Source organism: Thermoproteota archaeon, assembly GCA_003352285.1.
In the GTDB taxonomy this organism is placed as follows: Archaea; Thermoproteota; Nitrososphaeria; order Nitrososphaerales; family Nitrosopumilaceae; genus PXYB01.
Window position 1 is genome coordinate 544,131 of the sequence record QQVN01000003.1, and the last position, 17,408, is coordinate 561,538.

Here is a 17,408-nt window from a genome sequence, read left to right on the forward strand (position 1 = left end):
CACATATGTGCAGACAAAGTTCATTTTTGTAACAGGGGGTGTAATGTCTGGCCTTGGCAAAGGAGTCGTGACGTCATCCATTGCAAAATTATTACAGTTATCAAATCAAAAGGTATCTTGTATCAAGATCGACCCATACCTAAACTATGATGCAGGAACAATGAATCCTGTTGCACATGGGGAGGTTTTCGTCACAGAAGATGGCGGGGAATGTGATATGGATATTGGAAATTATGAGCGATTCTTGAATCAAAATATTCTAAAAAGCCACAACATTACTACAGCGCAGGTATACTCTAAGGTAATAGAGGCAGAAAGAAAAGGAGAGTATCTTGGTGCATGTGTTCAGATTATTCCCCATGTAACAGACGAGATAAAAAATAGAATTTTCCAAGTAGCAGAATCAGAGGAATTAGATGTTTTAATTGTTGAATGTGGTGGAACGGTTGGAGACATTGAGAGCCTGCCATTCTTAGAAGCATTAAGGCAGATTAGGGTTGAGCAGGGACCAAAGAATGTAATCTTTGTTCATGTAACACTAGCACCATCACTTGATGTTGTAGGGGAGCAAAAGACAAAACCAACGCAACATAGCGCACAAGAATTAAGAAGAATTGGTATTCAGCCAGACTTTTTGGCAGTAAGATGTACGGAACCACTACAGGAAAAGACCAAAAAGAAGATTGCACTGTTTACAAACGTCACACAAGATGATGTGTTATCATGTCATGATGTAAAGTCAATCTTCCAAGTACCACAGATACTATATGATCAGGGAATAGTTGATTCAATATTTACAAAGTTTGGAAAAGTTGGACTGGTCAATGCATCAGCTAACTGGGACAAGTGGAATGGAATAGTAGAATCAATGCTGAATCATGAGGACCAATCAGTAAAGATTGCAATGGTTGGAAAGTATGTCACACTAGCTGATAGCTATGTTAGTGTCAATCATGCGTTACATCATGCAAGTGCAAAGATTGGAAAATCAGTTAAGATTGATTGGATTGATTCAGAATCCATAGACGATTACAAGATACTATCAAACTATGATGGCATATTAGTTCCTGGAGGATTTGGAACAAGAGGTTCTGAGGGAATTATCAAAACAGCAGAATATGCACGTGAAAATAACATCCCATATTTAGGAATCTGCTTTGGATTCCAGCTAGCAGCAGTTGCTTTTGCTAGAAGTGTTTTGAAGTTAGAAGATGCAAACTCTACTGAAATTAAAGAGAATGCAAAAAATCCAATCATTGATCTATTGCCTGAGCAAAAAGATGTTGAAGATATGGGCGGTTCACTGAGATTGGGTGCAAATGAAATCTTTGTAAAGGAAGATTCCATTGCAAATAAAATTTACAAATCCAAAGTAATATCAAAAAGACACAGACACAGATACGAGGTAAACAAGGATTACATCAAGCAATTCAATGAAAAGGGATTATTCTTTACAGGCGAGAGTGATAGTGGAAAAAGAATGGAAATTCTTGAAATTCCATCTCATAAGTTCTTCATAGGAGTACAGTATCACCCAGAGTTTAACAGCAGGCCAGGATTTCCTGAAAATGTCTTTGAAGCCTTTGTAAGTGCTGCTGCCCAAAAATAATCGAGATAGGTTCTCAAAACAGGTAAAACCCTATAGAATTTTTATAATTAGAAACGCTACTAGAAACATGAACACTGCCCCATATTGGCGTAGTAAGGTTTGTTCTGATTGCAAGCGCATCAGATGCCAAAAAGGATGCAACTGCGATTGTCACTGGGACAGAAGTCGGTAAAAATTTCTAGTGCAAAATATTATAGAATTAATTACAGGAAGAAACAAAATAATTTGCTAATGATTATTCCAACGGGTTCTCTCTGATTCCTCTTAATTATGATGATAACAAATTCCGAATATGAAGCAAAATCTATTTTTGATTTATTCTATCTTTGAGATTTCGTAAATTTTTTGTCTTGCATCACGAATTGACACCTTACGTTTTACGTATCCCTTATCCAATAAATGACTAATTGCCAATCTGACTGTTCTATCAGGGAGTAATGTTTTGTTTGCAAGTTCTTTTTGAGTCAAGGGTCCCTCATATTCTAGAATCTTTAGCAATAACTTTGAGCTAGGAGGCATACTGAGTAGTTCTTCTGCAAGATGAACCTTCTTTGCCAATGCAGAGATTGCAGTAGAGTCCTTTTTCATTCGAATAATTCTTGCAGGTGGCAAAAACTTTGTGCACTCTACTAGTTTTTTGACATTATACCTATCAATTCCATCCAAGACCACCTCACAGTGCAATCTAGATGAGATATCATCAATCTCAATAGAGCTGTCATTTGAAACTATCAAAGGCCTTCTTGTAACATTTAGAGAGTTTACTGAAATGATTCCAAATACAGATGAATCCTGAAATATTACAGGACCTCCTGCAGACATTGAATATGCTGATGAACCAATTGGAGTAGACACTATAATTCCATCACTGCTATCATGCCAAACTTCTTCACCGTTGACACGCAGCGTATGCTCCATTAGCATTGCACTCTTTGATGCAAAGACAGAGACATCATTTAACACAGGATAGACATTCTTTCCATCGATTTTGACTCCAAGGCGCTGTACTTCTTCTATGGTATACTTTTGATTCTTTAAGCGCTCAACATAAGAGGAAATCTCCTTCAGATCAATTTGCGCCAAGAACCCACTGATTTCAGCCTCACTAATTCCAAGAATTGGTGTTGTTGAATCAAATGTTCTGTGAAAGTAATTTCGAACTCCCTTGTCCCCTCCTAAAACGATAATAAAATCAAATGGTTTTGATTTTGTTTTAGAAACAAGTGATGTTGAGATTCCCTTGTCTTCAAAAATTTTCTTGATTAGTTTTGATGAAGAAACAGTTAATCCTTTACCATAGATTCCAACGTGCACAATTGAATCATAAATCGGCTCAATAAAAGGATAAATCCAGAAATTCTCAGTCAGATATTGCTTCGTCAGGTGGCTTTATCTTCCTAAAATTTAGATACACCCCGACATCATAAGCAATTTTCAGTACTCCGCCAATCACAAAAGGCGCGGACAACCACAATGAATGAATAATTAATCCCGTAATGGATGGGCTTACTGCCTGAGCAATATTTCGAGAGGTGTTTGTAATTCCAGCTGCTGCAGTTCTTTCATTTTCATTCACCACTGAAACAATGTATGATTGTCTGGTTGGTACATCCATCTGCGATAATGTCATTCTAGCAAGATGCAATCCTAGCGCTATAGGAAATGTTGGTGCAAACGCAAGTAAAACAAGTAAAACATTTGAAGGAATGTGTGAAAAAACCATAGTGTTAATCAATCCTATTTTGTCTGCGATTCTTGTAGCCAAAACATATGAAAATGCAGTCAATGTGCCAGCTATTGCAAAGATCAATGATAAAGTAGTCAAATCCACCCCAAATCTAGTAAAGAACCAAAATGAGATTATACTTTGTATGACAAATCCTCCTGCAAAGGAATCAAGGGAAAACAATACTGACAATCTCCCAATTATTCCTCTTGATTTTGGAGATAATTGATTCAATGGATTGAGCTGTGTCTTTGTTGTGGGTTTATTTCCAACCTCGATATTTTTGCTCAAAAGTAGATACAAAATTGCAACTATTAATCCAGCTATAACATATACAGCAAAAAGCGGTTTGAATGATTCAATATTTGACCATCCAGTATTTTGTAATATTTGCGGAATTCCTGATAGTAATATTCCAGCAGACATTGCAAATGTTCCACCCATGTTATAAAATCCAAAAAGTGTGTTCCTTTTTTTGATCTTTTTTACCGTTTGTGGCAGAATAGCTTGCTCTAATGAAAGAAACGCACCCGTTTCAGAACCAGTGACGTTAATCGTTCCAATTAATGCAGCAACAATCAAAGCCACATAATTATCAGTAAGCAAAAAGATAGTTCCAGACACAGACATTAAAACAGCATAAATTATCAGAATTCTTCTTCGTCCAAATCTGTCTGCGTAAAAGCTTGCAAATAACGTGAAAAACACACTGTTTAGTAGAGTAACTGAGAGAATTACTCCGATTAGAATATCATCAAACCCAATTTGTTTCAGATAAATAGCAAGTATAATACTCAAAAATCCATACGAGAATGTTCTTACCATTCTTGTAGTTAGAAGTAATTTTCCGTCTTTAGTTAGCCAATCTAGTATCAATTAATTCAAAACCTTTGTTTGATTTGGATCTTTTTTAAGGTCTCAGTCTTTCTCGTAATATCATTTTTTGATTTATTATTAAGAGATTTAGACATTAGTTTAATGACTCATCAATCGACTAGAAGTTAAATCTGTCTGAATTTTATTGTGTTATAAAAATAAGAAGCATTTGTTTCAGTAGCCCCACGCTCAGGAACTTTGAGCAGTCCAATCTCTTTTGTATCAAGAGCTGCCTGAGCAGAACCTCCAGCAAAACAAAATGCCCAAAGAAAATCCTTCTCCTTTAGTAGAGTGCATGCAAATGTAGCTGAAAAGATATCGCCAATTCCTGTTGTATCATACACTTCTTTGTTTGGTAAAGACAACGAGTATAGTTTGTCTTCATACAATAGAGATATCTCAGTTTTGTTAGTATAGAGAACATATTTTGGACCTTGTTTTTGAATTGCCTTTAGTGTAATTTCAAAATCGCCAGGCTCTATTGCAGCTAACTCCTCAGGATTTAGCTTTATTGCATCAACTCCCTGAAGATTTAGAGATGTCTTTTCAAGAAAGACTTTTTTCTGTGCATCAGTTCTTCGTAAAAATCCCTGAGGATCTAGAAATAAAAAATTTGCATCATTTTTTATCTTTTCAAACAAATCACTAGATATTTCACCACATAGGGGGCTGGCAAGAAAACCATCAGCATCTGATGATGTATACTCTATGTCATCACATTTGTTTTCAAGAAACATTTGACGCTCAGCGCCTGTAATCTCTAGTCGAAATCTGGTAGTTGGTTTTTCAGATAATGCGTTTTCAAACTTTATTTGATTCTCAGATAGGTAACGATAAGGAAAGTCCTTGCCAAATTTTGTAAACAATTCCACATCAAACTTGAATTTTCGCGCAGTTAATCCACCGTAACAAGCAGCACCACCAATTTGCTCGTTGGTATTGCCATCAAGAACAATGCTGTCTATTGTACAGTGAGAAAAGAGCGCCAGTTTCATTTAATGAAAATGCCATAATGTCTGGATTTAGTTTTTTGCATTAATTCCATCATAGCAGGATTTACACATAATTTTGCCCTTGTGTATTATCAACTCCTGATTAGATGTCAGGCAGGTATGACAGAGTCCTCGCACTAAACATAATAGATCATGCTAGAATTAAAACTTGTAAAAAGTGATAAAATTTTTCAGCTATTTTGGTAGCTTTATTGTAAAAGTTGTAGGATTATTTTTTACAGTAATCTTTCCGCCGTGTAGTTTTACTATACTAAGACAGCTTGCAAGCCCTAATCCTGTTCCAGTCTGTTTTGTTGTAACTAATGGCTCGAAAACTTTTGGCAGAATGTCTTCAGGAATTCCAGGTCCCGAATCAGTAATGCCAATGTATGCATATTTCTCATCTTCTGAAAACTTTATTGTGATTTCACCAGAATCATCAATTGCCTGTTTTGCGTTTGTTAGTAGATTATCAAAGACAACATCCATCTTGTCTGCATCAAATGTCAGCTCCATATCATTTTCAGGCAAGTTTAGTTTAACGTTACTAGATAGCTTAGTCTTCTCCAAAGCATAATGGATTGTCTTTTTGATAGAGTTTTTACTTGTCTTTAGTGGAATTGGTTTTACAAAATCAAGAACATCTTCAATTTGATGTGACATTCGAGAGATTGCTCGCTCAATTAGATTCATCTGTCGTACAATGAATTCACTTGCGTTTGAGCTGTTCTTTACTTTGATTAATTCAACAGATCCTTTGATGACAGATAGTGGGTTTCTCAAATCATGGGCAACACGTGCTGCCAGCTCTCCAATTGCAGACAATCTTTCTGCTTGGAGTAATTTTTTAGTTTTAATTTGAACTTCGATTTCTAATTTGTCACGCTGTTCACTTAATTCTCTTTCATATTTTATTATGGTAGCCATGTTTTCCTGAATTTTTGCATTTAATTCCTCAGATAGTTTCCGCTCAGAATCAAGTTGCATTTGCATTATCTTTAATTTTCTTGCAGTAGAGTCATCGATAATATTGCTGATTTCACTGCTTAATTCTGTGCGCAGTACAGTTTCTAAATTATTGATGCTTTGCATCTTTTCTTGAATTCTACTGTTGAGTTTTGCAGACTGTTTCTTTTCAGATTCTATCTGCAACTCCATAACCTTTAGTCGTTGTTTGTTGTTACTAGAGATTAATTCAGAAACATCGCGTCCAATTTTATGAACCTCAGAGTTTGGATTAGAAGAGTTTGGATCAGAGTCTAGCTCAGAAATTACTTCATCTTCTTGTAGAATCTTTAGTTCACGATCAAAGTTTTCGTGTAATTTTTTAATGTGATTAATTCGCTCGATTCTCTTTTTAAAATCCTCATTACTTACTTTCATAAACTCTGTTGTCTCTTTGAGCTCCTCTTGTGTCTCAGCTGACTCTTCCTTTAGATCATCAGTTCCAGAAGACATTGATTCATTGTCTTGGAGCTTAAACTTGCGTTTATTTTCACCAAATGGATCCTCTTCAATTGAATCCATAGTCTCTTTATCATCTATAGAGTCCTCTGTCTGACGGCCAAGATATCGCCTTGCCATGATAGTAAAATCACAGATACCCGTAATGTCAAATTCGGTGTTCAGATTGGACATACATAGTACGACCCCAAATTTTAAAAGCAAGATTATATGGAGGAGAGACCTGAGAAGATTATGCCACTAAAACGAGCCAGTAGAGGACGAAAGAAGGGAGGAAAAGGCTCTTCTGGAGTTGTTCAATGTACAAACTGCGGCTCTACTGTTCCAAAAGACAAGGCAAAGAAGGTTACATCAAGATTAAACTTGGTAGAACATGCTTTGGCAAAGGAGTTGCGTGCACAAGGAGCATACATTGCATCACCCAAAGTTCTAAAGTGGTACTGTATTTCATGTGCAATTCACTTTGGAATACTAAAGATTAGATCAGAGGCTTCAAGACGCCAACGTGGCAGACTGCGCTAGTCTGAGATGTTTTTAGCAGTAAAGATTATTCTTTGAATCAAAGTTATTCCTGCAATAATTATCACAATGATTACAGCATACTCCATGAATCCAATCATACCAATAATTGCAATGACTAGTAATCTTTCTGCACGTTCACCGATTCCAATTCCCTGTAATTTGACACCCAATGATTCTGCTCTAGAGCGGGCATAGCTAACAAGTAGTGAAAGTGTTATAGCTAACAAAACAAGATAGGGTTCGGCGTATCCTCCAATCAAAATTCCTAGAAAGATTGCTACTTCGGCAATCTTATCAAAGACTGAATCAAGAAAGCCCCCTTTCTTTGATGTCTGCTTTGATACTCGCGCAACTTGGCCATCAACAACATCAAAGAATCCTGATACTAGTATCAATACACCTCCAAGAATAAACGCATACTCAAAATTCCAACCATATACAAATGCAGAAAGAAACGCAAATCCCAAACCGACGCTGGTCCAAAAGTTTGGTGACAAACCAGTAGAAGCAAAAACCTTTCCGATCCTTTCTAGATGAGGCTTGAGGGATTCTCTGAAATTATTTAGCATTTGATTCTCCCATAAATGAGTAATATAAAAAATTCAAGGACTCAACAGGCATAATAGCTGTTACACAATCAAAGTCAATTGTTATGTTAATATACGTCCCTCAGAAGGAAATAGCAGTATATGGAACAAGGCACTGTAAAATGGTTCAACCGTACTAAGGGCTTTGGCTTTATCGAAAGAGAATCCGGCGACGATTTGTTTGTACACAAATCAAGAGTTGAAGGTTTCCTAAAAGATGGAGATAAAGTCGAGTTTGAAGTTGGAGAAGGACCAAAAGGACCAAACGCTATCAACGTAAAGAAAGTCGAATAATTAAAAAATTAGTTTAAGATGCCTTTGTGTTTCTGAAAACAATAATTTTTTAAGAAATTTTTTATTTTTATTAGTCTATTTAGCTTGTGCTATGTTCAATGCAAGCATTGTAGATACAATCTTTGCAGCAAGTGATGCAGTAGAGCCATTATCATAGTTTGGATTTAGCTCAACGATATCAACTCCAGAAACTTTTTTGTTTTCAAATGAGTATATCAAATCAAACAATTCCCTAGATGTGATTCCTGCAGCTTCGGGGTTACCAACACCTGGTGCAAATCCAGGATCGACTACATCCAAATCAAAGCTAGTGTAAATGGAATCAAATGTTGATATTGCATCTTTGAGTAATTTTGGACCCTTGCCATCTCGAATGTCTCTATCAGCGATTGTTTTGATGTTATTCTCTTTTAGAAATTGTAATTCTTCTTTGACAAAGGAGCGCGCCCCAACGTGGATGATGTTGTCTGCCCCTCTCTTCTCAACGATTCTTCTAAGATATGCTGCATGACTCAACTTTATGTCTGCATATTCATCACGTAAATCATAATGTGCATCAAAGACCACATAGCCTGTTTCTTTTGGAAAGCTCATGTATGTTCCTAAAGTGATTAAATGCTCACCCCCAAGTATGAAGAGTTGTTTTTTTCTTTCTAGTAACTCGGTTGTAATCTTTCCAACCATATCAAGCATCTCAGTTGCAACGACAGTATGTTTTGTGTTGCCAAGGTCTTCTACCTCTACTTCCTCTAAATCGACTTGTAACTCTGGATGAAAAATTTCAATGTTGTTAAATGAATCTCTTATCGCATCTGGTCCAAATCTGGTGCCAGGCTTGTAAGAATGAGTTGAATCAAATGGAATTCCATACAGAATTGCTTTAGGATCATCTCCTCCAGCACTAGTAATCAGTGGATTTCTATTCATGTATAATTCAAGGTAGCTCATCTCAAATCTTAGCTTGATTAGAAAAATTACTGTATAATAAATCGATTCATTAGTAAAAATCAGACAGTCCTGTTTCGCCATCCCAGTCTTTTAGACCAGTTGACATCTTTTGTCGCCATCTGTACGTGGCTAGTCCTTCCACTTGGCGAACCATGGCAAGTGATGGAAAGGGTTTTCCAAGTAATTCTATCTTGGATCCTAGTTCACGAACGCCTTTCATTATTGCCTTGACATATTCAGTAACAACAAGAATTCTTTGGGATGGATTAAGATCCAAAATTTGTTTTGCAACTTCTAGCCCTTTCATCCTTGGCATCTGATGATCTAGTATAACCAAATCGTATGGAGATTTTCCAGTTTTTCCTTCATTGTGTTTGAAATCATCAGAATATTTGTAAAAACATTCCAATCCGTTTTTTGTAACAGTCACTTTGTGGCCTCTTGCCTCTAGTGATTTTTTATACAATAATGCAAAGGAATCGCTGTCTTCTGCAACTAGAATATTCATACTCATGATTTTACAGAGTAAAAATGGATTTTCTGCCTTAGTTTGTTTGATATGAACGCACTAGCTTAGACCATGATTTGTGGTCGTTTTGACAAGTATAATGGAACGTTTAGCTTTGAAAATGGTTTTCCTTTGGTGGCCTCTTTGATTTTATTTACAAAGTCATCAAAGGATACATCAGTGGTTTGGCCAGTCATCCTATCTCGGATACTCAAATTAGATGATGCAACCTCCTTTTCTCCAATCACTATGATGTATCGAATCCATTCTTTTTCAGCCTCGCGAATTCTTTTGCCAATGCTTTCATTTCTATCATCAATGTCAACACGAATCTCTTTATCGGATATTTTTTGGCAGAGTTTTTGACTAAAATCTAGAAATTCTTCTTTGAGTGGAATGATTCGCACCTGTGTTGGGGCAAGCCATAGTGGCAGCTCTGGCTTTTTGCCTTTCTTAGAGTCCATTGCAGCTTTTTCTAATATTGCATAGATTACACGCTCAATTGCCCCGCTAGGGGAGTTGTGTAAAATTATTGGATGCTGGGAAACATTATGCTCATCAATGAATTTGATTCCATAACGATCTCCATTCTCTACATCAATTTGGTCAGTTGATAACGCAGATGCCTTTCCTAAATTATCAATGTAGTTAAATTCCCATTTTAAAACAAAATAAAAGAATTTTTCTTTCCACATTTCTACTAAAACTGGCTTGCCGTGTTTTTGAACCATTTGCTGGATTAGAGATTTGTTTTCATTGTAAAAGTCCTCAGTAAATCTAATTGCCATCTCGTAATCGCTTTCATCGATTCCCAACTCCTTGATGACACTCTTTGAAAGATCAAATCGTACCTTTAGCTCCTCAATTGCCTGTGGTATGTCTTTGCAAAATGCATGGCAATCAGGCATTGTAAATGCGCGCAATCTTCTAAGACCAACTAGCTCACCAGACTGCTCACGTCGAAAACTATACCGAGTCAATTCGTATAGTCGATATGGTAAGTTTTTGTAGGATAACTGGAAATCATTTGCCATTAAAAATTGCCCAAAGCATGCTGCAAATCGTAAAAAGAGTTTCTTTCCTTCTGAATTGATATTGTACTGCCTTGCAGGAAATCGATTAAAGTAACTCTCCATGCTTGGATGATGTGAATCATACATGATTGGTGTTTCAACCTCATAGCCACCATAATCACGAACCCTATCAGTTACGTATCTTTCAATTAATGATTTTATCAATCGTCCATTTGGGAAAAATCTCATGTTTCCAGAATCAGATGCAGGCTCATAGTCTGCAATTGCAAGTTTTTTCATCAGCAAAACATGTGGAGGTGGCTCATCAACACTTCTCTTTTTTGCTGCTTCATATTTTGATAGTACTTCTAAATTAGGATACTTTGAGAAATTAAAATCAGACATTTCAGTCATGGTTCCATCTGGAGTTAAGATATACCAGTAAGATTTGATCTTTGATTCAGACTTTAGTGCATCAGAAGTTTTTTCCTCAGAAGAACCTTTTGTGATAATTTTGGAGTTTTCAGCCAACGGATGTCCCTTGACTTGAACTTTGTAAGATTTTGTCCAACCAAATGGTGCACGAGACACTTCAATATCAGATGCAGAGGACTCCATTTCTTTGAGGATGGATAATGCAGTGCTTGGTGCAGCAAGAGTTGAGCTCAAGTGCGCATATGGATACAAGAGCAAGCGTTTGCATCCAACCTTATTCATTGATTCTTTGATTTCCGAAATTGCCTTTTGACCAACAGATGAGTCATCTCCTTCCTCAACTGCAACAAATGCTACAACCACCTCATCAATCTTTTCTGGTTTTGGGTCTATCTCCTCTGCAGATTTGATTTCTTTTTTTGTAGGGGCATACTCGATGCTGTCACAGTGTAATTGTAAAATCCTCAACAAAGTGAAAAGTTAGAATTATTGAATTAAACCTTTGGCTTTGAATGTAAGATTTTCTTGTAAAAACTGCTTAACTTTCGATATTTGTTTTGGTCTCATCCCTCAATGCTATGATAGATCTTAGAATCAAACCAGATAATCCCAAATTTTGTTTTAAAAAATTTTCAGCATCACTCAAAGCATTATCTCCTCTGTACCCTTCATCATACAATAGCTCAACTGAGCCAATATCTGTCTCCACCAAAGATGTCAGCAAAGAGTATGGGCCTAGCTTTTCATCATTTTTTTCAATATACTGCAATAGGGAAATTGATTTGATTGTTATTTCATCCTGGACTAGTGAGCCATTTGAGAAAATTATCGTAGAGTTTTTTGGGCCACTTGATACACGGTTAGTTATAGTTGAATCAACTATTTTCATTGGATTAATCGTAGTATGGTTAGTTATTGTGTTTATGGTTCTAGAATGTTTTGTCTTTCATTATAGTATGCTTCACATTCATAGTCCTCATAAAGCTCCATTAATCGCTCTCCAGTTGAAGGGTCAGGCAAAAATGCCAAGAGTGCTGTTGGCTTTAATTCCGGATTAATTGAATATTCTATCATTACTACATCAGTAAAGGAGCTTAAGAATTCTGGTGAAAGTCCAGCTTCTAAGAATGCTTGTGTAGTATTTTCATTTTGGAACTCATTGCTCCATTTAGCAAAGTTTTCAGGATATTTGTCAACTAATTCTAAAAGACTTAGTGGTTGCAGTGGTTCATCATTAGGATAAACACTTGCAGTCATTGCATACAAGATTTCACATTGCTCGTTTATTCGATACTCTGAATTTGTTTTGAGTAAATCATCAGATTCATAGTTTGAAATGATTTGTGGTAAATCCTCTACTGGAGTTTCAGCTGGCTGGGTGGCATCAAAGGAATAAAGTCCAAAGACTATGCCAATTATTACAGCTGCTCCAACTCCGCCACCAATTATCAAATATTTGTTAATTTTGTCAGCCATCTAAATTCAAAATTTCCTATCCTTGAATAATGACACCAGTATATGAGGCATGCAAAAGATCTTGTGCGTACTTTTAAGAGTGTTGTCATTGAATTCGAAATTTTAAAATAAATTCAGAATTAAAAACAGCAAAAGAAATGGAAACCAATATTACCAAAAAGAATTTCCAATATTTGAAATGAATCACCACCATTTCAAAGGAAAAGACATACCTCATGTCAAACTCGATCCTAAAATGACAATAGAGGATCTAGTAGATGTCTTTGCCAGCACAGGATACAATGGCAGACAGCTTGGTGAGGCTGCAAAACTATATGCAAAAATGATTAAAGAAAATGCAACAATTTGTCTTACAGTTGCAGGCGCAATGACACCTGTAGGCTTTGGAGGAATATTCAAAACCCTAATTGAGAGAGGATTTGTTGATTGGATTATCACTACTGGTGCAAATGTATATCATGAAGATCATTTTGCCTGGGGTTTTCCAGTAAAGCAAGGTCATTTTGAAGTTGACGATATGGTACTATACGAAAAAGAAATCGTCAGAATTCGTGATGTGTACATCAAATTCTATGAAACACTAGAAGCTGAGGACCAAGTTGTTCAAAAGATGTTCAAAGATAAACTAACAGACAAGCCGTTTACAACAGCAGAATTTTGTAATCTCATGGGTAAAATTAGCAAAGAAAAGGCAAAATTTCCGGAAAAAAGTTTTGTCACTGCAGCATATGATTATGATGTACCAGTTTACATCTCTACACTAAAGGACTCTTCATTGGCCATGAATCTTGCAGTTCACAGATTACGTGACAAACCATACAACTTGGACTTTGTAAGGGAGATTATTGAGCAAGGCGCAATATTATACAATTCAAAAAAATCAGGAATTGTAGAGCTTGGAGGAGGAGTGCCAAAGAACACTGCACAACAAACAGGGCCATTACTTGATCAAATTTTAAGAAGAGATGATGGAGGTCAAGACTATATCATTCAAATTACTGATGCAAGACCAGATACAGGAGGACTATCAGGTGCAACTCTTCAGGAAGGAAAGAGTTGGGGAAAAGTTCAAGATGCACACAATGATGTTGTTACAGTATATGCAGATTCTACAATTGCATTTCCAATTTTAGCACTTTACGTTCTTAGCAACCAAAAACCAAGAAAACCAAAGAGACTGTATAAGAAACTAAACACTTACTATCAAAAACTAAAAGAAGATTATTTCATAAAACCAGACAGATACTATGATGCGTTAACTAGTGATTTAAAGAAACCAAAATTAAAGTAGATTAGAACTTATCATAGCGCGCTCTTTCCAGTTCCCTGTCATCCTTTGTTTCTTTCTTCCATTCTTTGTAGTGGTCTTTGCATAGAACTGATTTTTTTCCAGTTGAATTAACTCGTAATCCGGCATTCTCAACTTTGCCGGTGTTAAGAGATCGTGCGCCATCATTAGAGCATCCTTCAACATTACATTTTGCGCCTTTAGAGACTACTCCCATGATTTCTATTTGACATAGATGATATTTATACTTGCAATGAAAATTTCTCTAGTTCGTTTATAAGAGGAATATTACAAAAAATTTCCATGGGTGGAACTAAGAACAAATCTCCTGCACAAAAAGATAAAGCTCAATCTTCTGATTCAAAGAAACCAGGAAAGAAAGGAAAGAAAGGAGACAAAGTAGAAGGAGGATCACCAAAAGCAGAGATTGTTGTTACACTGACTGACCAACAAGCAAGTAAATTTCTCAAGGGTGCCAAAGTAATCACCGTTCAAGAACTTGCAAGACAAACAGGTGTCAAAGTATCTGCAGCCAATGCATATCTTAGACAATCACTAAAGAACGGAACTGTGAAAAAAGTTGGCGGACATAGCGGTCACGTCGTTTATCAGCCAGTTTCAGCATAAATAGAAAACATATCACCAGGTTTTACATCATTTAAAATTTCAATGTTAGATAGAATTTTTCCAACAGGCGTCATTGTTTTTCCTGGCTCGGCATCCTTTGTAAAAAAGCAAATACTTCCTGCAGTTGGGAAGAATGCAACATCTCCTTTTTTGAATTCTTTTCTAGCTCGCTCGATTCCAGAATCAATCGGAGTCTCCAGATACAAAATGCTAGTTCCAAGTTGATGTGCGTTTCCAGATAACGGAAGACTCCTCAGAATAGAGCCAACGGTTCTAGGGGACAGATGTCGTTTTAATTCAAATGTCAGTTTAGATTTTCCCTTGATTTCTAGGATCAGTATGGTTTTTGAGACAGATCCTGAAGACATTTCGTAGTTTTGAATGCTTGGAATATATAACCGCTTTTAGGAAACTGCATTACTTGTCAGATAATGATCAAGAGGTTGTAGTAGAAGAAATCGAGATGGAAGAGCCTCAAGTCGAGGAGACAGAAGAGTCTGTAGAGATTTCAGAAGGCGAAATCGATACAGGACTGACAAAGGCCTTAGACACTTATAGAAAATTAATCGAATCAAATGAATTAACAGAAGTTGAACAATCAGCATTAGAAAAAAGAATCAAAGAGATTGAGAGCAGAGAAATTATTGAACGTGATCAAGCTCATGAAGCTCAAGAAATACCAGTTGAGAAAAATAAAATTTCAATTGGCCCACCAACACTAACAAGATTTGAGAAAGCACGAATCATGGGAGCAAGAGCTTTACAATTATCATTAGGAGCTCCACCATTTATTGCAATTCCAGAGACTGCAAGAACCTCTTTAGATATAGCAATGGAAGAATTAGATAAAAAAGTCATTCCAATTATTATACGACGTGTATTACCCAATGGAGATTTTCAAAATATTCCCATTGATTACTTTCAATAATGGATGAATCATCCCGAAAATTTAAAAGAATTAACAAATCTCACAGATTGTCTAAATGTTAATGGATAAACTAAACAGTATGGAAACCAGTAGCGATCAGCAAGGAGTTAATCAGTATGTGTATAATGTACATGATGACCCAGTAATGAGAAATGCTATTGATGTACTAGAAAGACTTGGCAAACACGGCAAAGTCATTTTGAGAGCAAAGGGAAATTCAATACCTAATGCAGTTGCCATTGCAAATATCATAACAGAGAAACTATTGAAAGGAAATTCAAAGGTAGAAAAAATTATTGTAGATAGTGCCAATCCAGCAGGAATTGGTAGAATGCTATCAACTATAGAAATTATTGTTGTAAAGAAATCCTAGTAAACAGAGCCAGGGCCCTTTAGTAACATGTTTTCGCATTCTTTACAGACTTTTTCATCGATGTTGGTTTCTAATTTATGATGAATATCACAAATCAACAAACTAGATTTGATGTAATTACATAATCCTATGAATTGTGAAAGACTAGATGGAGTGTATGCCATATCGGATGCAAGGTTCTCACTAAGCTCCCCAATCATCTTTGAGACTTGCTCTTCAGAAAGTAATTTTTCAATTAGTTTTGGATCTCCACGGGTTCCACGAATGTAATTGCTGATTGCTGCTTGTGTAACACCCAACATCTTTGAAATTTCATCTTCCCTAATGTTGTGATCCTCTGCAAGTTTTTTTGCCAAAATTGCTCGAAGTGCGGGGATTAATGTTTTGGATTCAATCTCTGCAGGTAACAGCATATTTGCAAATGGCAACTTTGTGAATTTAAAGTTATCAATAGAAGTTACAACAAATGAGAAAAATTCAAGGCAGTAAGGATTAGGCCAACCTATTATAATTCGTGATAAAATAATAGTGCAATGAAAGAGATCTCAACTCTTCAAAATCTACTCAAAGAGTCAGTGAATAACTGTAAATCAAATTTTCTAGCACTCTCAGGAGGAATAGACAGCACCATACTTGCATCACTACTAGAGAAGAGAAAAGTCAAAGGAATTACAATTATTGCCAAGGACTTTATCGCATCAGATCTTACATATTGTCAACTAGCAGCAAAGACTTTTGGTGTAGATCTTAAAATCAAAACTGCAGAGACAAATGAACTGCTAGAAGCAATTGAAGAGACGATTAAAATTTTAAAAATGTTCAATGACATTGAGATTAGAAATTCAGTTGTAATCTATCTTGTTTTGCAGGAGCTCAAAAAGTTAAACCAAAACCAGATAATCACAGGAGATGGAGCAGATGAGCTTTTTGCAGGGTATAATTTTCTAAAAAACAAATCAGAAGAAGACATTGCAAAAGATTTGGAGAGGATTTTGAATATTATGCATTTTCCAAGTATCGATATCGGAAAGGCATTAGGAATAACTATTGAGACTCCGTTTCTTGATAAAAAAATTATCGAATTTGCCAAGTCACTTCCTGTATCATCAAAAATTGGTAAAAATGAAGACAAAAAATATGGAAAATTTATTTTAAGAAAGGCATTTGAGGATAAAATCCCAAGACAGATAATTTGGAGAGACAAGGCAGCCATGCAAGATGGCTCTGGAACGTCGGGGCTGACTAATCTTTTTGAATCAATTATCACAGATGACAAGTTTGAAGAGGAGAAAAAATCGATTCAAGAAACAGATGATGTGATAATTAGGAGCAAAGAATCACTGCATTACTATAAAATTTATAGAAAATACTACAAAATGGATAGGAATTCAGATCAGAGTACCAAGTGCCCCTATTGTAAATTTACCATACACGATTCAAAATTCTGCAGAATGTGCGGTGCCTTTCCAGTCTAGTTTTTCTTTTTCCACTTTTTTGGTTTCTTTATGAAAATTTTTCTGCAGCCATTGCAGCAAAAATAGTATTTCTTTCCATCATGCTCATGAATTAGGGCAAGCTCCTCATCCAATTCAATTCCGCAGACAGGATCTACTGGCACAATCTAAAACTTTGATAATTGGTATTTATATCATGGCATAATCAGTTTACAATTTCAAAAATTAATCTGATCATAATAGACACACTAGTGAAAATAGTAATCAGATGAGAAATTTTCTCATACT

22 protein-coding genes are annotated in these 17,408 nt (G+C 36.1%); 8 read left to right on the plus strand and 14 right to left on the minus strand.

The annotated features are described in order from the left end of the window. Positions 1–7: 7 nt before the first annotated feature. Entirely contained in the window at positions 8–1,609 is a 1,602-nt protein-coding gene (gene pyrG, locus DWQ18_04870) for a CTP synthase (glutamine hydrolyzing) (protein ID RDJ34368.1), read from the plus strand. 315 nt (positions 1,610–1,924) lie between these two features. On the opposite strand, the gene DWQ18_04875 is transcribed toward pyrG, so the two are convergent. From DWQ18_04875 to DWQ18_04890, 4 genes are all read right to left on the minus strand, one after another. Continuing rightward, positions 1,925–2,923 (minus strand): winged helix-turn-helix transcriptional regulator, encoded by a 999-nt coding sequence (locus DWQ18_04875; GenBank protein ID RDJ34226.1) that lies wholly within the window; start codon positions 2,921–2,923, stop codon positions 1,925–1,927. Between the two features lie 46 nt (positions 2,924–2,969). Continuing rightward, positions 2,970–4,160 (minus strand): MFS transporter, encoded by a 1,191-nt coding sequence (locus tag DWQ18_04880; GenBank protein ID RDJ34369.1) that lies wholly within the window; start codon positions 4,158–4,160, stop codon positions 2,970–2,972. A gap of 176 nt (positions 4,161–4,336) precedes the next feature. After that, a complete protein-coding gene (locus DWQ18_04885) occupies positions 4,337–5,206 on the minus strand; it encodes a ribokinase (GenBank protein RDJ34227.1) in 870 nt (289 codons plus the stop codon). 192 nt (positions 5,207–5,398) lie between these two features. Next, positions 5,399–6,841, minus strand: a complete 1,443-nt coding sequence (locus DWQ18_04890) for a GHKL domain-containing protein (GenBank protein ID RDJ34228.1) — start codon at positions 6,839–6,841, stop codon at positions 5,399–5,401. Between the two features lie 60 nt (positions 6,842–6,901). On the opposite strand from DWQ18_04890, the gene DWQ18_04895 reads away from it, so the two are divergent. Then, positions 6,902–7,189: a 30S ribosomal protein S26e gene (locus DWQ18_04895; GenBank protein ID RDJ34370.1), complete on the plus strand. Its 288-nt coding sequence runs from the start codon at positions 6,902–6,904 to the stop codon at positions 7,187–7,189. Here DWQ18_04895 and DWQ18_04900 read toward each other — a convergent pair. Next, positions 7,186–7,758: a CDP-alcohol phosphatidyltransferase family protein gene (locus tag DWQ18_04900; protein ID RDJ34229.1), complete on the minus strand. Its 573-nt coding sequence runs from the start codon at positions 7,756–7,758 to the stop codon at positions 7,186–7,188. The two genes, DWQ18_04895 and DWQ18_04900, sit on opposite strands and share 4 nt — an antisense overlap. Before the next feature lie 120 nt (positions 7,759–7,878). On the opposite strand from DWQ18_04900, the gene DWQ18_04905 reads away from it, so the two are divergent. Beyond that, positions 7,879–8,070 (plus strand): cold-shock protein, encoded by a 192-nt coding sequence (locus DWQ18_04905; GenBank protein RDJ34230.1) that lies wholly within the window; start codon positions 7,879–7,881, stop codon positions 8,068–8,070. Between the two features lie 75 nt (positions 8,071–8,145). Here the strand turns inward: DWQ18_04905 and speB are convergent, their stop codons facing one another. The 5 genes from speB to DWQ18_04930 form a co-directional block, all read right to left on the minus strand. Continuing rightward, entirely contained in the window at positions 8,146–9,018 is an 873-nt protein-coding gene (speB, locus tag DWQ18_04910) for an agmatinase (GenBank protein RDJ34371.1), read from the minus strand. 49 nt (positions 9,019–9,067) lie between these two features. Next, a complete protein-coding gene (locus DWQ18_04915; GenBank protein ID RDJ34231.1) occupies positions 9,068–9,532 on the minus strand; it encodes a response regulator in 465 nt (154 codons plus the stop codon). Between the two features lie 59 nt (positions 9,533–9,591). Then, positions 9,592–11,442: a threonine--tRNA ligase gene (locus tag DWQ18_04920; GenBank protein RDJ34232.1), complete on the minus strand. Its 1,851-nt coding sequence runs from the start codon at positions 11,440–11,442 to the stop codon at positions 9,592–9,594. A 70-nt stretch (positions 11,443–11,512) separates the two neighbouring features. Further along, entirely contained in the window at positions 11,513–11,863 is a 351-nt protein-coding gene (locus DWQ18_04925) for a hypothetical protein (protein ID RDJ34233.1), read from the minus strand. Between the two features lie 32 nt (positions 11,864–11,895). Continuing rightward, positions 11,896–12,450 (minus strand): hypothetical protein, encoded by a 555-nt coding sequence (locus tag DWQ18_04930; GenBank protein RDJ34234.1) that lies wholly within the window; start codon positions 12,448–12,450, stop codon positions 11,896–11,898. A 178-nt stretch (positions 12,451–12,628) separates the two neighbouring features. Here DWQ18_04930 and DWQ18_04935 point away from each other — a divergent pair, with 178 nt between their 5' ends. Then, on the plus strand, positions 12,629–13,741 hold the full coding sequence (locus tag DWQ18_04935) for a deoxyhypusine synthase (protein RDJ34235.1): 1,113 nt from the start codon (positions 12,629–12,631) through the stop codon (positions 13,739–13,741). Between the two features lies 1 nt (position 13,742). On the opposite strand, the gene DWQ18_04940 is transcribed toward DWQ18_04935, so the two are convergent. Then, entirely contained in the window at positions 13,743–13,955 is a 213-nt protein-coding gene (locus DWQ18_04940; protein ID RDJ34236.1) for a hypothetical protein, read from the minus strand. A gap of 86 nt (positions 13,956–14,041) precedes the next feature. Here DWQ18_04940 and DWQ18_04945 point away from each other — a divergent pair, with 86 nt between their 5' ends. After that, positions 14,042–14,365 carry a MarR family transcriptional regulator gene (locus DWQ18_04945; GenBank protein RDJ34237.1) on the plus strand — a complete coding sequence of 108 codons (324 nt, stop codon included), beginning with the start codon at positions 14,042–14,044 and terminating at the stop codon, positions 14,363–14,365. Here the strand turns inward: DWQ18_04945 and DWQ18_04950 are convergent. Beyond that, positions 14,347–14,733 (minus strand): hypothetical protein, encoded by a 387-nt coding sequence (locus DWQ18_04950; GenBank protein ID RDJ34238.1) that lies wholly within the window; start codon positions 14,731–14,733, stop codon positions 14,347–14,349. The two genes, DWQ18_04945 and DWQ18_04950, sit on opposite strands and share 19 nt — an antisense overlap. A 95-nt stretch (positions 14,734–14,828) precedes the next feature. On the opposite strand from DWQ18_04950, the gene DWQ18_04955 reads away from it, so the two are divergent. Beyond that, a complete protein-coding gene (locus tag DWQ18_04955) occupies positions 14,829–15,293 on the plus strand; it encodes a DNA-directed RNA polymerase subunit K (protein ID RDJ34372.1) in 465 nt (154 codons plus the stop codon). A gap of 55 nt (positions 15,294–15,348) precedes the next feature. Then, positions 15,349–15,666, plus strand: a complete 318-nt coding sequence (locus DWQ18_04960; protein ID RDJ34239.1) for a DNA-binding protein — start codon at positions 15,349–15,351, stop codon at positions 15,664–15,666. Here DWQ18_04960 and DWQ18_04965 read toward each other — a convergent pair. After that, complete coding sequence (locus DWQ18_04965) at positions 15,663–16,079, minus strand: transcriptional regulator (GenBank protein ID RDJ34373.1); 417 nt, start codon at positions 16,077–16,079, stop codon at positions 15,663–15,665. The two genes, DWQ18_04960 and DWQ18_04965, sit on opposite strands and share 4 nt — an antisense overlap. Before the next feature lie 120 nt (positions 16,080–16,199). Here DWQ18_04965 and DWQ18_04970 point away from each other — a divergent pair, with 120 nt between their 5' ends. Further along, positions 16,200–17,141, plus strand: coding sequence for an asparagine synthase (locus tag DWQ18_04970; GenBank protein RDJ34240.1), 942 nt, complete (start codon positions 16,200–16,202; stop codon positions 17,139–17,141). On the opposite strand, the gene DWQ18_04975 is transcribed toward DWQ18_04970, so the two are convergent. After that, entirely contained in the window at positions 17,138–17,284 is a 147-nt protein-coding gene (locus DWQ18_04975; protein ID RDJ34241.1) for a YHS domain-containing protein, read from the minus strand. The genes DWQ18_04970 and DWQ18_04975 overlap by 4 nt on opposite strands. Positions 17,285–17,408: the final 124 nt, after the last annotated feature.

Bases quoted from the DNA above. Each gene is read 5' to 3' on its own strand.
- DWQ18_04940 (RDJ34236.1), bottom strand. From the start codon at position 13,955: ATGGGAGTAGTCTCTAAAGGCGCAAAATGTAATGTTGAAGGATGCTCT.
- DWQ18_04935 (RDJ34235.1), top strand. From the start codon at position 12,629: ATGAATCACCACCATTTCAAAGGAAAAGACATACCTCATGTCAAACTC.
- DWQ18_04925 (RDJ34233.1), bottom strand. From the start codon at position 11,863: ATGAAAATAGTTGATTCAACTATAACTAACCGTGTATCAAGTGGCCCA.
- DWQ18_04950 (RDJ34238.1), bottom strand. From the start codon at position 14,733: ATGTCTTCAGGATCTGTCTCAAAAACCATACTGATCCTAGAAATCAAG.
- DWQ18_04945 (RDJ34237.1), top strand. From the start codon at position 14,042: ATGGGTGGAACTAAGAACAAATCTCCTGCACAAAAAGATAAAGCTCAA.
- DWQ18_04955 (RDJ34372.1), top strand. From the start codon at position 14,829: ATGGAAGAGCCTCAAGTCGAGGAGACAGAAGAGTCTGTAGAGATTTCA.
- DWQ18_04890 (RDJ34228.1), bottom strand. From the start codon at position 6,841: ATGTCCAATCTGAACACCGAATTTGACATTACGGGTATCTGTGATTTT.
- DWQ18_04895 (RDJ34370.1), top strand. From the start codon at position 6,902: ATGCCACTAAAACGAGCCAGTAGAGGACGAAAGAAGGGAGGAAAAGGC.
- speB (RDJ34371.1), bottom strand. From the start codon at position 9,018: ATGAGCTACCTTGAATTATACATGAATAGAAATCCACTGATTACTAGT.
- DWQ18_04965 (RDJ34373.1), bottom strand. From the start codon at position 16,079: ATGCTGTTACCTGCAGAGATTGAATCCAAAACATTAATCCCCGCACTT.
- DWQ18_04960 (RDJ34239.1), top strand. From the start codon at position 15,349: ATGTTAATGGATAAACTAAACAGTATGGAAACCAGTAGCGATCAGCAA.
- DWQ18_04905 (RDJ34230.1), top strand. From the start codon at position 7,879: ATGGAACAAGGCACTGTAAAATGGTTCAACCGTACTAAGGGCTTTGGC.
- DWQ18_04915 (RDJ34231.1), bottom strand. From the start codon at position 9,532: ATGAGTATGAATATTCTAGTTGCAGAAGACAGCGATTCCTTTGCATTA.
- DWQ18_04900 (RDJ34229.1), bottom strand. From the start codon at position 7,758: ATGCTAAATAATTTCAGAGAATCCCTCAAGCCTCATCTAGAAAGGATC.
- DWQ18_04880 (RDJ34369.1), bottom strand. From the start codon at position 4,160: ATGGTAAGAACATTCTCGTATGGATTTTTGAGTATTATACTTGCTATT.
- DWQ18_04885 (RDJ34227.1), bottom strand. From the start codon at position 5,206: ATGAAACTGGCGCTCTTTTCTCACTGTACAATAGACAGCATTGTTCTT.
- DWQ18_04970 (RDJ34240.1), top strand. From the start codon at position 16,200: ATGAAAGAGATCTCAACTCTTCAAAATCTACTCAAAGAGTCAGTGAAT.
- DWQ18_04930 (RDJ34234.1), bottom strand. From the start codon at position 12,450: ATGGCTGACAAAATTAACAAATATTTGATAATTGGTGGCGGAGTTGGA.